The sequence below is a fragment of the Streptomyces sp. NPDC012637 genome, from assembly GCF_042954805.1.
Taxonomy (GTDB): domain Bacteria; phylum Actinomycetota; class Actinomycetes; order Streptomycetales; family Streptomycetaceae; genus Streptomyces.
Window position 1 is genome coordinate 445,896 of record NZ_JBIBDS010000008.1, and the last position, 14,008, is coordinate 459,903.

Consider the following 14,008-nt stretch of genomic DNA (forward strand, 5'->3'; position numbering starts at 1 on the left):
GTCCGCCGCCTCACTTGTTCGCCTTCAGAGGGTCGACGTCTTCGGCACCCATCTTGTACGAGGCCTCGACCTCCCGGATGAGGGCCTGCCTGTCCCCCAGCGTCATCCCCTGTGACTCGGCCACGCTGAAGGCGGGCACGACCACAGCGCGCCGACCTTGCTCCCTGACGTCCAAGACAGCCCCGTCGGCCTCGTCGTCGTTCTTGTACTCGTTGTCCTTGAGGTACTGGAGGGTGTCCGCCGCGTAGTCCGTACTGACCGTGGAACCGACGCTCTCCATGACGATCGGGACCGCGGTCGCCACCGCGAGTCCGGCGGCGGGCCCGAGCACCAGGGCCGAGCCGACACCCACGACCGCGGAGGCGCCGCCGCTGACGGCCGACTTCCGCCACTCGGCGTGCTTCTCCATCTCCAGGTTCTTGGCCTCTTCCTGGTCCTTGAACTCCTGGGCGATCGCCTCGATGCGTGATTCGTCGAGGATGCCGTGCACCTTGGTGGAGTTGTGCAGGAAGGTGAGCTGAGAGCCGTTGTCCCCTTCCAGCGCCTTGAGGCCACCGGCCTCGAAGACCTGCTGCGCGGCCGAGAGCGTCTTGTACGCGTCCTCGTCGCCGGCGACGGCGTTCATGAACCGCAGACTGGCACTCCGACCGAAGTCGGTACGCGAACTTCCGTCGCTGCTCGCCCCGAAGAGACTCGCTCGGCCGAGGGAGTCGCCGGAGCCGCCGAAGTTGTACGTCGAGTAGTTCAGATCGTCGATGTACGCCGCGCCCATCCGGCCGAGGCTGTCCGTCAACGGCTTGTGCTGTTCGCGCAGTTCGGTGTTCGTGCCGTAGGAGTCGATGACCCGCTTCATCAGTTCGGCCGACTGCTCGTCGCGGTGAAGCCGCGGGTGCGGGTCGTCCCAGCCGTGGCCCGTGGTTGCCGCCTCCAGGGCGTGACCGAGGGCGTCCGGCATGTACTCCGCGGACTTCTTCGCGTCGTCCGGGCGGTGGCCGTCGATGTCCGGGAAGAACTCGTAGTCCTTGTTCTGGAAGTACTCCAGGTAGTCCTTCTGGTCACCCTCTTTCTCAGGGTCGAGATCGACCGTCCCGTTGGCGCGGCCGTCCTTGTCGTAGGCCGTCGGCTCGCCGGTGAAGAACTGCTTGGCCGCCTCCGGACTGTGCCCGAGCGCCTCCAGCATCGACGTCATGGGGTCGTATCCCGACCCGTTGACCCCGGACGGGTTGAAGGGGTTCTTCAGCCATCCGCCCATGCTCTTGCTGTCGGCGAACATGCGCGGGTCCTGGGCGTGTAGCTGGGTCACATGCTCGGCGATCGGCGTGAGGAACTTCGGGTCGTAGTTGCCGTAGCGCAGGATGCCGCCGAGCAGCTGGTAGCCGAACGCACCGTTGTAGTCGTTCTTGGCGAGCGGGATGCGTTCCGTGCCGAGCTTGCGCATGTCGGCGGACCACTTCTCGGTCCAGGCGTCGCCGCCCTGAGTGGCGGTCGCGAGATTGAGGCCCAGGTTCTTCTGCAGGTCGCGAACATCGGCCAGCCGCTGTTTGTCGGGCTCGCCATGGTCGTACGTGTCGGTGGAAAGCTGCCCGAAGAACTCCAGCGCACCCTTGGGGCCGAGACTGTCGCAAAAGGTGCGGGAGAACTCCTTCGACGAGCTGTTGTCCCTGAGCAGCTCGTTCAGCCGCTCCAGCTCCGTGTGGGAGATGTCCCGGCCCCTCTTGGCCAGGGCGACCGCCCGCTGCGCCTCCTCGGCGTCCAGACTGCCGTACCTCGGTGCGCTGAAGTTGTGCTTGTCCCCCGTGATGTTGGCCTTCAGCGCGTTCGAGCAGGCCACGTCGGCGTCGTCGCACTTCTCGATGACGGCGTCGAGGCGCCGCTGCAGCGCCGCGATGTCGACGCGCTGCTTGCGCAGCGCCTCGGCGTGGTCGCGGTCGTAGTTCGCGACGGCGTTCCGCTCCAGCGAGAAGGCGGCTTCGACAACGCCGTTGCTCTTCACCACGAGCCCCTGGTGCGGGGCGTCGGTCTCGACGATCGTCGTGAGGTCGGCCTTCGCCTTCTTGAAGGCGTTGTAGCCGTCCTCAAGGATCTTGTGGATGCCGTCTGCCGCCTTGGCCGCGTCCTCGAACTCCTTCGCGGTCTTGTCGATGAAGGGCTTGGTGACCTCGGCGTTCACGCCCCGCCAGTCCTCTGCCTTGGCCTTGGCGGCCATCGTCTTGCGGGCGTCGACGGCGAGGGTGTCGAGCTTGCCCTTCATCTCGGACCACCGGTCCGCGGCGGCTTTCATCTTGCCGAGCGGTGCCTGGTACACATTGTCGAAGGTCAACACCGGCTGCTCCCCGACCTACTTGAAGTGCTCATTGATCCTGGACACGGCGAGCGCCGTCCTCACGTCCTCGTCGTCCTTCGCGTGCGCTGCCGCGCTGTAATCGAGGTGGTTGGAGATGTGGGCGCAGGCGTCCAGGAGCGTGCCGAGCTGGGAGGCCCAGGTCTCCTGCACGGTCGCCATCGCCGAACCGGTACGGAAGCCGCTGTTCGACAACCCGGTCGCCGCCTCCGACGTATCGCTGCGCGCGTGGTTCCCGTCTTTCAGCAGCCGGCCGTGCAGCCCGAAGGCGGCGTGACCGACGGCGCCAAGGTGATCCTGCTTCACTCCGAGGTCGGCACCGCCACCGCTTCCGCCCCCTGGGTCGGCGGGCAACTGGTTCAACCTCATGCTCACCCGGTTCGCGGCTGCACTGCGCTCAGCCGCCCACTCTTCGTCGAACGACACGACTCCCCCAACCGTCACCCGCGTGGACTCAGCGATGCCCTCGCGTTTTCGGAACACCAGAGTTTACGAGCGCGTACGCAGAGCAAACGGTCTCGTGTCAACGCGGTGCCTGCCGCTTGCCACACACACGCAGGGAAAAGGCCCGTGGGCAGGGACGGAACGAGCCCGCCGAATCCCAGCCCGACCTCCTTCGGGGAGAGCTACTTCGTCAAGTCGCGCTTCACCGCGCTGAAAGGGGTGACGGCACGCCGTCGACCAACTCGGTGCCCTTGCGGCCCAACCGGTCGGCGAACGCGTGGGGGGGGCGGCTCGCTGGTCGTCGACTCCCCCGACTTCGTCACGTTCGTTCGTTCAACGGCGCCGTGATCGCAGCGCAGTCACGGACACAGCAGCCCCCAAGAGCACGGCTGCGCCGACTCCGAGACCGATCCACAGCCCGGTGCTACTCCCGCTTTCAGCGCCTTCCGCCTGCGGGGCCGGTGCAGGAGCGGGGCCGGTCGTAGCCGGCACGGCCGAGGACGAGGGCGAGGCCGTCGGCTCCGACGGCAGGTCGGGGATCGGCCGTACGTCGGCGGGGCCGGGGTCGCCGGGGGTCTTCAGGGCGCGGAGCGGCCGGATGGCGCCGTAGCCGATGTAGTCGTTACGGCCGGCGCCGTCGTTGGGAGCGGCAAGGGTGTTGAGCATGACCTTCAGGACCTGGTTGTTGGTCCACTCGGGGTGCTCGGCCCAGATGAGGGCGGCGGCGGCCGAGGCGAGGGCGGTGGCGTCACTTGTGCCGGTCGACTTGCACAGGCCGGTGCCGCCGCCGCAGGCGTGCACAGTGTCCTTGCCGGGAGCGACGAGATCGACCTGGGGGCCGTACTGCGAGTTCTTGACCCGGGTCAGCTTCTGGTCGATCGCTCCGACGCCGACGACACCTGGGGTGGCCCCGGGGTACTCCGGCTTGTTCAGTTTGTCGCCGCTGTTGCCCACAGCAGCGAAGACCAGCGCCCCCTTTTCATGCGCGTACTGCACGGCGTCGGCGAGTTCTTGCGAACCCGTGCCCACGCCCAGAGAGATATTGACGACCTTGGCCCCGGAGTCGGCGGCGTACCGGATCGCCGGGGCCACGTTGCGATTGAACTGCTCGTCGCCGTCCTTCTGGCTGAGCCTGCCTGCATCGAGCCCGGTGACCCGAATCGGCAGAATGCGCGCACGGGGCGCCAGCCCGAAGGCTCCGGTCCCGCCCTCGCGCGCGCCGGTGCCTGCGATGAGACCTGCCATCCCGGTCCCGTGTCCGGTGTAATCGGTGAACTCGTCACCCGGTCGATCGGTCGCGAAGTCCTGCCCGTCGAGCACTTGGCCTCGGAGGTCGGGATTGGTCTTGTCGACGCCGGAGTCGATCACCGCGACCGTGACGCCCTCGCCCTTGCTGATCTTCCAGATCTCGTCCGCGTGCATGATGTCGAGCTGCCACTGCTGAGCACGGATCGACTCTGCGTGGGCGGGAACGGAAGCGATGCCCACCAGCAGCACGCCCAAGCCGGCCGAGGCGAAATTCCGGACACGGCTCCGTGGAATACCGCTGGTACGCATCTGCTTCCTCGCGTCGATCAGTCGATGACGGGCGGCGCCGTGCGGCGGCTGCCCTGCTGCCAGGTCTCTTCGTCTTCGACAAGGTAGTCGGGACGCTCGCCCCGCTCCTCCTCGCGGCGTTCCGCAGCCGGTACAGAGCCACTGCGGCCCACCGGTCCCGGGCCCTGCGCCCCGTCGCGCACGAGCCCCGAGCCTCCGGGCGTGAACGGCCGAGCGTTCGCCGTGCCGGGCCGCTGAGCCCGGCCACCGACCACTCCGCCGGGCTCAGAAGCAAGGCGACGGCCTCCGCTGATCCCGCTCTGTCCACCGCCAGGACCGCCGATCGGACCGCTCAAGCCGGGACCTCCCATGGGGGCGCGGCCTAGACCGTTGCTCGTGCGTCCGGCGGCGGGCTCATTGCCGACCACTGTGCTTCGTGGAATGCCGGTGGTAGTCCGGCCGGGATTGTTCGGCACGGGGCGGCCACCGGTGATGCCCTCGCGAGGCATCCCTGGCGGAGGGCCGACCGGAACGGGGCCGCGCCCGCCCGAGACCGGAGGCGTCTTGGTGGTACCGCTCACCGGCGGAATCGGGCCAGGCCCCGTCCTGCCCGTCGTGGGCGGTACGTTCACCGGCCCTGGCGGGACGGTGAACGGCGGGGGCGGCGTGGTGCTCGGCGGCTGACCGGCGGTGGGCGGCGTTCCGGTGGTCGGCGGCGTGCCTGTCGTGGGCGGCGGCAGCGTGTGCACGCTGTCAATGCCCAGGTCGGCCGGTACGTCAGGACGGATGACCTGCGTGGGCCCGCTGATGTCGCGCTTCGGCGGCACCACCTGTGTGTCGGGCAGCGACCTGGTATCCGACCGCGCGTCCCTCGTGGTCGTGCCGGTGTCGGTTTCCGTGGATCGGCTGTCGCTCCGAGCCGTGGATCCGATGTAGGACGAGTCGTCCCGGCCATCGGCGGTCTTCGGAACGAACGCGTCCGGCGGCGGCTGGAACGACGGCATCCGAAAGCTCGTCATCTGCACGCTCGACCACTGGTACGTCGCCGAGAGCCGCTCCATCTCCGCCGCCGCGTTCTGCCGGTTCGCCTCCTCCTTCGCCTTGATCGTCGCGGCGTCGGCGCCCTCCGGTGCCATCTGGTCGCGGGCGTTGCGTGCGATCGTCTGGGAGTCGGGGTCGTTGCGGTACTTCTGCGCCGCCTCCAGGTTCTCCTTTGCCTGCGCGGTCGAGGTGTAGCGCGGGATGGAGCTCTGGGCTGCCGCGATGGCGTTGGCGGCCTCGGTCAGCCACTTCGCCGAGTTCTTGCTGTAGTCGGAGAGGCTGTGGGTCGTGCTCGCCAGGCTGGCGGTCCATTCCTTGAACGCCTGCTCCGCCTGGCTGTCCCACTCCACGCGGCCGGGACGCTTCTGCAGTTCGTTCGCGATCTGCGTCATCTTCGCCGCCGCAGTCGTCAGACGGTCGCCGGCGTTACGTACGTAGAAGCTGCTGGCCTCGTCCAGCCAGCTCAGCATCTGCTCGTGCGACATGGAGCGGAAGTCGGTCCCCCTGCCGCCCCCGGCGTTGTCGTTCTGCTCCATCGAGAGTCACCCCTTCCCCGTGTCGTGTGGCCGTCAGCCGAGGCCTGCCGCGCCACCGTCGGCGGTCTCCGTGCGCTGCGGCTCGGCCGGGGTCTGTGTGGTCTGCCGCTGGGGGTCGGTACCCGGCGCCCCCGTGCCGTCCGGCTTGCCGGAAGGCGTCGTGTCGTAGCCGGCCTTCTGGTCGGCCTCGGTCTTGGCTTCCGTGGTCCGCTTGCTGATGTCCAGCATCTTGGCCCGGATTTCCTCGTCGGTCTGTTCCATGCCGTCCTTGGCGATGCCGACGGCGATGCCCAGGCCCTCAAGGCAGTCGGACAGCAGGGTGGAGAGCCTGATCAGTTCCGCGAGCACGCTCTTGTACGACGAGAAGATCTCGTTCGCCTCGATCCACGCGGCCCCGCCGCCGCCGAACTGGCCCCGGGCCACCTGGTCCGAGTTCATGTTCTTGGGAGCGGCCGGTGAGGCCAGGAGGTCGGCGATCAGTCCGTCGATCCCCTTCTTGAACTCCATCATCGACTCGGAGTTGTAGAGCAGGGCCTCCCTGCTCATGCCTCCCAGGGCGCGGCCCGCCCCGTCCACGTAGGCTTCCATGCCTGGCGCTCCTCCCCCGTGCACCCGCAACTCCTGGATCGTGCCCAGGAGTTCACTGTAGCCAGGACGACGAGCGAAACACATCCACAGGTTGCGTCCCTCGCCGGGCAGCAGGTCGGCGTCAGCCGACGACCACCGCCGCCTGCGGACGGATCGGGAGTCTGTTGACCGGGCGGCCCGTGGCCGCGCGGACGGCCGAGGCGATGGCGGCCGGGGAGGTGACCACGGGGACCGCGCTGGCGGGCTTGGCGCCGAAGGGGGCGACGACGTCGCGTTCCTCGACGAGCTTCACGATGCGGATGTCGGGTGCGTCCAGGGACGTGGGCAGGGCGTAGCCCGTCAGGTCGGGGCGGCGGACCAGACCGCGGGAGGTGCGGAGGTTCTCGGTGAGGGCCGCGCCCACGCCCTGGGTGACGCCCGCCTCGATGCGGGTGGCCAGCTGGGCCGGGTTGAGGATGCGGCCGACGTCCTGGGCGACCGCCATCTCCACGACCCGGATCGCGCCCAGCTCGACGTCGACGTCCACGACCGCGCGGATCGCGCAGAAGGCGAGGCCGACGAAGGCGTCGCCCTGGCCGGACTCGTCCAGCGGCTCGGTCGGGTGGGGGCGGCACTGGGCGGTGGCCCAGAGTTCCTTGCCTTCCATCGCCTCGGCGACCGTCGTCGACAGGACGCCGTCGTACGAGGTGATCTTGCCGTCGGTGATCTGGAGCAGTTCGGTCGACATGCCGAACTTGTGGGCCAGTGGCTGGAGGAGCTGGGTGCGGACCATCTTCGCCGCGCGCTCGACCGCGCCGCCGGAGACCCAGGTGTGGCGGCCGTGGGTGGCCGCGCCGGCCGGCGGCTGGTCGGTGTCGACCGGGGCGACGTGGACCTCCTCGACGCCCAGGGTCTCCTGCACGATCTGGCGGGCGAGCGTCGAGAAGCCCGAACCCGTGTCCACGGCCGCGCAGATGACCGTGGCCACGCCGTCCTGGACCCGTACCGTCGCCGTCGACACCTCGTCGGTGCCCTCGGCGCCCAGCATGTGCACCATGCCGATCGCGTAGCCCACGCCCCGCCGCACCGCGCCCGGCTCCCCCGCGCCGTCCGGGCCGCCGGGCAGCAGCCAGTCCTCCTCCGGGGAGTCCATGGGGAGCGGCGGGAGCGGGAAGTCCCTTACGGCCGCGAGGAGTTCGGCCACGGGCGCCGGGCAGGTGACCGTCTGGCCGGTCGGCAGGATGTCGCCGGTCGCCAGGACGTTACGCATCCGGAGTTCCGCCGGGTCCATGCCCAGCTTCCCGGCGAGCTTATCCATCTGCGCCTCGTACGCCGCGCACACCTGCATCGCGCCCTCGCCCCGCACATGGCCGGACGGCGGGTTGTTGGTGCGCATCGCCCAGCCCTCGACGAAGGCGTGCGGGACGACGTACGGCCCGCAGGCGAAGGAGACGGCCGCCGCGAGCGACTCGGACGAGGAGTCCGCGTAGGCGCCCGCGTCGAGCAGGATCTGCGCCTCGACCTTGACCAGCCGGCCCTCGGCGTCCGCGTGGTGGCGGTAGCGCAGCAGGGTGGGGTGGCGGTGGGCGTGGCCGAGGAAGGACTCCTCGCGGGTCGCGGCGAGCTTGACCGGGCAGCCGGTACGGAGCGCGAGCAGCCCCAGCGGGATCTGGAAGCCCGGGTCCTCGCGGTCGCCGGTGGCGCCGGGCACGCCGGTCACGACGACCTTGACCTGCTCGGGCGGGAGCCCGAAGCAGGCGGCGGCCAGGTCGCGGTCGGTGTGCGGGTCGGTCGACGCCGTGTAGATCTCGACGCCGCCGTCGGGGCGCGGCACGGCGAGCGCGGCCTCGGCGCCGATCGGGGCGGTGTCCTGCCGGCCGATCCGGTACAGGCCCTCGACGACCACCTCGCCGGTCGCCTCCGGGTCTCCGAAGCTCAGCGGGATGTGCCGGATCAGGTTGCCGTCGGGGTGCAGGGGCGCGGCGGCGAAGGCCTTCTCGGGGTCGGTGACCGGGTCCAGGACCTCGTACTCGACCGCGATGGCGGCGGCCGCGAGCCGTGCCGTGTCCGGGTGGTCGGCGGCCACGGCGGCGATGGCCTCGCCGTGGTGGCGGACGAGATCGGCGGCGAACACCGGACGGTCGGCGACCTGCCGGCCGTACGTGGCGGCCCCGGGCACGTCGGCGTGGGTGACCACCGCCCGTACCCCGGGCATCTCGGCCGCCGCCGACGTGTCGATCGACACGATCCGGGCGTGCGGGTGCGGCGAGCGCAGGATCGCCGCCCACAGCAGGCCCTCGGCCCACAGGTCGGAGGCGTACGGGAAGGTGCCCTCGGTCTTCGCCCGCGCGTCGGCCTGCGGGAGCGAGACGCCGAGACCCAGGCCGAGGCCCTCGGGCTCCGTGGTCGTCGGGTCGCTGCTCACGCCGTGCCTCCGTCGTGCGGGTGGGGAATCTGGTGCGGGATGCGGGCGGTGTTCTCGTCCGGGGCCGACGCCGACGGCCCGGACTCCGCCGCCGCCTCGCGGCCGGCGACGATCTCGTTCACGGCGTCGAGGACCCCGCGGTAGCCCGAGCAGCGGCAGAGGTTGCCGCACAGCGCCTGCCGGGTCTCCAGTTCGGTCGGCGCGTGGTTGCCCTCGAGCAGGTCGTGCACGGTCATGGCCATGCCCGGGATGCAGAAGCCGCACTGCACGCCGCACTTCGCCAGCGCCCGCTGCACGTCGGACGGCTCGCCGTCCACGGCGAGCCCCTCGACCGTGCGCACCTCGGAACCGGCCGCCGTCGCCGCCGGAACCAGGCAGGAGGCGACGAGCCGGCCGTCGACCTGCACGTTGCACGCGCCGCACTCGCCCTGCGAGCAGCCGTCCTTGGCCCCGGCGAGCCCGAGCCGCTCCCGCAGCACGTAGAGCAGCGACTCGCCGATCCAGGAGTCGGTGACGGGCCGGTCGACGCCGTTCACGCGCAGCGTGTAGGCGGTGGTGGGGTGCTCGTCGCTGTCCCGGCTGTCACCGCTGTCCGCGTGGACCGCGACATCCGCATGGCCCGTGGCGTCCGCGACATCGGCGACATCGGTGATGCCAGAGATGTCGGAGATGTCGGCGGCGGGCGTGAACGCGTCGAGGGGCTCCTGCGGGAACGCGAGCTCCGGCTCCCCTTCCCCGCGCTCCGGGGCGGATACGGGTTCCGGTACGGGTACGGGCTCGGCCTCGGGTACGGATTCCGGTACGGGCCCGGTGGCGGATACCGGCCCTGTGGCGGGTACGGGCTCGGTCGCGGGTACGGGCCCGGGCTCCGCCGCCTCCTCCGTGACCGGCTCCGGCTCCGGCTCCGTCACCGCCCACGGCGCCGGCGCGCCGCCCGGCAGGGTCGCGGGCGCGCCGCTCGCGTACTGCGCGAGCCGGGACGCCGTGTACTCGCCCGAGTCGTCGAGGCCGTCCGCGCCGTCCTCGACCGTCGGGATGGTCCACTGCCCGGTCGAACCCTGCGCGGGCTCGTACGCGGGCGCGGGCTCGTATCCGGGCGCCTCGCCCATGGGCACGTCCGCCACGGGCGCCTCGTACCCGCCGTCCTGCGCGTACTCGGGCAGGTGCCCCTGTACGTGTTCCTGTACGTGCTCCGGCGCCACCGGCGGCTGCACCGCCCAGGTGCCCGTCGCCGCCGGGTCGGTCGCCGCCAGGGGCGTCAGCGGGACGATCATCGGCGGCACGTAGCCGTGGCCCGGCGCCTCCAGCGGGATGCCGTCCAGCATGAAGTCGGGCGGCAGCTGCACGAAGGCCGTGGCGTCGCCGTCGTACCCCTCGCTCTGCGGGATCGGCTCCCAGCCGCCCGACCCGTGGTTGCCGTGGTTCCCCTGTGCCTCGTCGCTCACGACAGCGCCCTCCCCAGTGCCCGTCGGGACAGCGCGGCGACCGTGCGCCGCAGGTGCAGTACGGCGGGCGGCAACGGCTCGTCGCCCGCCGGGTCCGGGATGCACGCGGCGGCGACGTACTCGCCGAACGCCGTCAGCGCCTCCGGCGCCAGTCCCCGCTCGGCGTCCCAGTCCACGAGCGAGGCGATCCACTGCTCCGCCTCCAGGGGCCGCAGCGGCATCGGCGCGATCGCACCGACCGCGCAGCGCACCCCGCGGCGCGCCGGGTCGAGCACGACGGCGACGGAGGCGGTGGCGCGGGCCGGGCCGGTGCGGCCGGTGGCCTTGAGGAAGACCTGCGGGGCGTGCAGCAGCGGGACGCGCACGAAGGCGACGAGTTCGCCGGGCGCCAGCATGTCGCGGCCGGCCAGGAGGTGGCCGACGGGCAGCTCGCGGGTGCCGAGCGGGCCGACGACGACCAGGTCCGCCTCCAGGGCGGCGAGCACCGGCAGGGAGTCGCCCGTGGGCGCGGCGGAGACGATGTTGCCGCCGAGGGTGCCGGCGTTGCGGATCTGTGGCGGGCCCGCGACGCGCGAGGCGGCGGCCAGGGCCGGGATGAGCGCCGCGAAGTCGGGGCGGCCCATCCGGGCGTGCGTGAGGCCCGCGCCGAGCAGGGCGTGGCCGTCCTGGTACTGCCAGCCGCGGATCTCGTTGATCCGGCCGAGTCCGACGAGTCCTGCGGGGCGCAGCTGCCCGCGGTTGACGGCGGCCATCAGGTCGGTGCCGCCGGCCACGGGAACGGCGGCCGGCATGGCCGTGAGCGCCGCCACGGCCTCGTCGAGCGAGGCGGGCAGCGTCACGGCCCGCGCCGCCCGTGATGCCGTCTGTGGTGCGTGCGTGGTCAACCCGCTGCCCCTTCCCGGTGTCCCGGTGATCCCCGACCGTCCCCGGCTGTCACGCCTGTGTCACGCCTGTGTGGGCGTACCGTACGTGCTCACAGCCTGGACGTGGCAACTCTGGCACATCTTCCGAGCCGTACGTCGCGAGGGTCCGCGAAGGACGGTTCCGTCCAGGATGCCGGGACGTCCCGCGAGGGACCGGGACTTCCGATTTGCCGCTCTTGGGTGACACCGGGGCGGTAGGTGCCGTCACACGTTCGGGGGCGCCCCCTCGATCGGACGGCCGGCGACGCCGGGCCGGCGCTGCCACGGGCGGGGGCCGGAGGGCGGCCGGTAGTCGACGCCGAGGGCGTCCAGACGCCGGTAGTGGGCGGCCATGCGGCGCTCGAAGTCGGCGAGATCCCGCGCCTCGGGGGCGGGCAGCCGGGACCAGGCGACCTCGGCGAAGGCGGCGAGGCGCGGATGGGTCTGGTAGTCGACGCGGGCCCGGTTCTCCATCACCTCGGTCCACACGTTGGCCTGCGTTCCCATGACGTGGGCCGCCGCGGCCCCGGACAGGCCGGGCGGGACGGGCTCGAAGCGGTAGACGTCCGCGAGGGTCCGTACGTACCCGATGGGCATCGGCTCGTCCTCGCCGGGCGCCTGACGGTGGTCCAGGTAGACCTGCTGCTCGGGGCACATCACCACGTCGTGGCCGGCCTCGGCGGCGGCGATCCCGCCCGCGTAGCCCCGCCAGGAGGACACGGCAGCGCCGGGTGCGAGCCCGCCCTCCAGGATCTCGTCCCAGCCGATGAGCCGGCGGCCGCGCTCGGCGAGCCACCTGTCGAAGTGCCGCACGAACCAGGACTGGAGCCCGTCCTCGTCGCCCACGCCCAGCTCCTCGATCCGGGCCTGGGCGGCGGGCGAGGCCCTCCACTGGTCCTTGGGGCACTCGTCACCGCCGATGTGGACGAAGGGCGAGGTCTCCGCCGGGAAGAGTTCGAGCACCTCCTCGAGCACGCCCTCGTAGAAGCGGAGGACGGTGTCGGTGGGGGCGAGTACGTTCGGACTGACTCCCCAGGTGTCCCAGACGGAGAGGGCGGAGGTGTCGACGACGTCGGTGTTGCCGAGTTCGGGGTACGCGGCGATGGCGGCCTGCGAGTGGCCCGGCACGTCGATCTCGGGGACGACCGAGATGTGCCGGTCGGCGGCGTAGGCGACGATCTCGCGGATGTCGTCCTGCGTGTAGTAGCCGCCGTGCGGCGTCTCGTTCCACAGCGCCGACGCCCGGTGCCCCCACTTGCTCCGCGCCCGCCAGGAGCCGACCTCGGTGAGGCGCGGGTGCCGCCTGATCTCGACGCGCCAGCCCTGGTCGTCGGTGAGGTGCAGGTGCAGCACGTTCAGCTTGTGCGCGGCCATCAGGTCGAGCTGCCGCAGGACGTCGTCCTTGGGCATGAAGTGCCGGGCGACGTCGAGCATGAGGCCGCGCCAGGGGAAGCGGGGTGCGTCCGTGACGGTGACCACCGGCAGGTCCCAGTCGCGCTCGCCGCGCGCCAGGCGCGCCTTGCGGTGGGCGTCGGGCCCGAGGAGCTGCCGGAGCGTCTGGGCGCCCCAGAACACCCCTGCGGGGCCACCGCCCTCGATGACCACGGACGCCTCCGCGACGGAGCCGTCGGTGCTCAGCCGATAGCCCTCGGGTCCGTACGCCCGCTCCACGTCGGCGCTGATCCGCAGCCGTACGGCGAAGGGGCCGTCGCCGTCGGCCAGCGGCAGTCCGGTGGCCGCGCCGAGTGTCGAGCGGAGCCAGCGGGCGGTGCCGTGCGTGCCGGGCCCGGCGTCGAGGGTGGTGCGCTCGTCGAGGGAGAAGCAACCGGGCGAGCCCGCCCGCACCTCCACGTCGAGGGGGGCGGGGATCAGGTCCGCGTCGGGGTGGGGCCGTTCTGCGGTCATCGCGTCAGTCCTTCACCGCCCCGCCCAGTCCCGAGACCAGGCGGCGCTGTACGAGTACGAAGAAGACGAGCACCGGGGCCGTCATCACGGTCGAGCCGGCCATGATGCCTCCCCAGTCGTTCTCGTCGGGCTTGAAGAAGACGAGCAGTGCCATGGGCAGGGTCGACTGCGAGGTGTCGCTGATGATGAAGGACTTCGCGAAGAGGAAGTCGTTCCAGGTCGAGATGAAGGAGAAGGCGCTCGTCGCGACCAGGCCCGGGAAGACCAGCGGGAAGAGGATCTGCCACAGGAAGCGGGTGCGGCTCGCGCCGTCGATCGTCGCCTGTTCCTCCAGCGCCTCCGGAACCGCCTTGACGAAGCCCCGCAGCATCCAGATCGCGAAGGGCAGCGAGAAGGCGAGGTGCGGGAGGATCAGCGAGCCCAGGGTGTTGAGCTGGCCGAGGTCCCGCATGAGGAAGAACAGCGGGATGGCCAGGGCCTCGACGGGGACCATCTGCGCGACCAGGAACATCACGAGCAGGGTGGTCCGGAAGCGGAAGCGGAACCGGGTGACGGCGGTCGCCGCGAGGAAGGCGATGGCGGCGGAGGCGAGGACCACCGTGCCGGCGACGAGCAGCGAGTTGAGGAAGTAGCGGCCGAAGTCCTGCTGTTCGAAGACCCGGCGGAAGGAGTCGAGGGACGGGGACAGGGTCCACGGCCGCGGCCGGGCCGACTGGATCTCGCCGGCCGGTTTGAGGGCGGAGAGGACCATCCAGTACAGCGGGAAGGCGACCGCTGCGGCGACGAGCAGGGTCCCGGCCTCGGCGGCGAGCCGGCCGGGCCTGCGGACCCCGGGGACACGAAGAGCATGCGAAGAGCGCACGGAC

At 71.4% G+C, this 14,008-nt stretch carries 10 protein-coding genes; all 10 read right to left on the bottom strand.

What is annotated here, in order from left to right; genetic code table 11:
- Positions 1-10: 10 nt before the first annotated feature.
- Complete coding sequence (locus ACFY8W_RS30455) at positions 11-2,323, bottom strand: hypothetical protein (protein WP_391112040.1); 2,313 nt, start codon at positions 2,321-2,323, stop codon at positions 11-13.
- Between the two features lie 15 nt (positions 2,324-2,338).
- Complete coding sequence (locus ACFY8W_RS30460) at positions 2,339-2,767, bottom strand: hypothetical protein (RefSeq protein WP_391112043.1); 429 nt, start codon at positions 2,765-2,767, stop codon at positions 2,339-2,341.
- 351 nt (positions 2,768-3,118) lie between these two features.
- A complete protein-coding gene (gene mycP / locus ACFY8W_RS30465; protein WP_391112252.1) occupies positions 3,119-4,282 on the bottom strand; it encodes a type VII secretion-associated serine protease mycosin in 1,164 nt (387 codons plus the stop codon).
- A gap of 77 nt (positions 4,283-4,359) precedes the next feature.
- Positions 4,360-5,898, bottom strand: coding sequence for a hypothetical protein (locus ACFY8W_RS30470; protein WP_391112045.1), 1,539 nt, complete (start codon positions 5,896-5,898; stop codon positions 4,360-4,362).
- Between the two features lie 33 nt (positions 5,899-5,931).
- Positions 5,932-6,486 carry a hypothetical protein gene (locus ACFY8W_RS30475; protein ID WP_391112048.1) on the bottom strand — a complete coding sequence of 185 codons (555 nt, stop codon included), beginning with the start codon at positions 6,484-6,486 and terminating at the stop codon, positions 5,932-5,934.
- Between the two features lie 121 nt (positions 6,487-6,607).
- On the bottom strand, positions 6,608-8,890 hold the full coding sequence (locus tag ACFY8W_RS30480; protein ID WP_391112052.1) for a molybdopterin cofactor-binding domain-containing protein: 2,283 nt from the start codon (positions 8,888-8,890) through the stop codon (positions 6,608-6,610).
- Positions 8,887-10,335 (bottom strand): 2Fe-2S iron-sulfur cluster-binding protein, encoded by a 1,449-nt coding sequence (locus ACFY8W_RS30485; protein ID WP_391112055.1) that lies wholly within the window; start codon positions 10,333-10,335, stop codon positions 8,887-8,889. The genes ACFY8W_RS30480 and ACFY8W_RS30485 overlap by 4 nt, the downstream gene beginning before the upstream one ends.
- Entirely contained in the window at positions 10,332-11,219 is an 888-nt protein-coding gene (locus ACFY8W_RS30490) for an FAD binding domain-containing protein (RefSeq protein ID WP_391112058.1), read from the bottom strand. The genes ACFY8W_RS30485 and ACFY8W_RS30490 overlap by 4 nt, the downstream gene beginning before the upstream one ends.
- 243 nt (positions 11,220-11,462) lie before the next feature.
- Positions 11,463-13,142 carry a family 20 glycosylhydrolase gene (locus ACFY8W_RS30495; protein ID WP_391112061.1) on the bottom strand — a complete coding sequence of 560 codons (1,680 nt, stop codon included), beginning with the start codon at positions 13,140-13,142 and terminating at the stop codon, positions 11,463-11,465.
- A 4-nt stretch (positions 13,143-13,146) separates the two neighbouring features.
- Positions 13,147-14,004 carry an ABC transporter permease subunit gene (locus ACFY8W_RS30500; RefSeq protein WP_391112064.1) on the bottom strand — a complete coding sequence of 286 codons (858 nt, stop codon included), beginning with the start codon at positions 14,002-14,004 and terminating at the stop codon, positions 13,147-13,149.
- Positions 14,005-14,008 lie beyond the last annotated feature (4 nt).

Excerpts from the sequence above, each read along its gene's own strand:
- ACFY8W_RS30475 (WP_391112048.1), bottom strand. The coding sequence starts at position 6,486 with ATGGAAGCCTACGTGGACGGGGCGGGCCGCGCCCTGGGAGGCATGAGC.
- ACFY8W_RS30495 (WP_391112061.1), bottom strand. The coding sequence starts at position 13,142 with ATGACCGCAGAACGGCCCCACCCCGACGCGGACCTGATCCCCGCCCCC.
- ACFY8W_RS30470 (WP_391112045.1), bottom strand. The coding sequence starts at position 5,898 with ATGGAGCAGAACGACAACGCCGGGGGCGGCAGGGGGACCGACTTCCGC.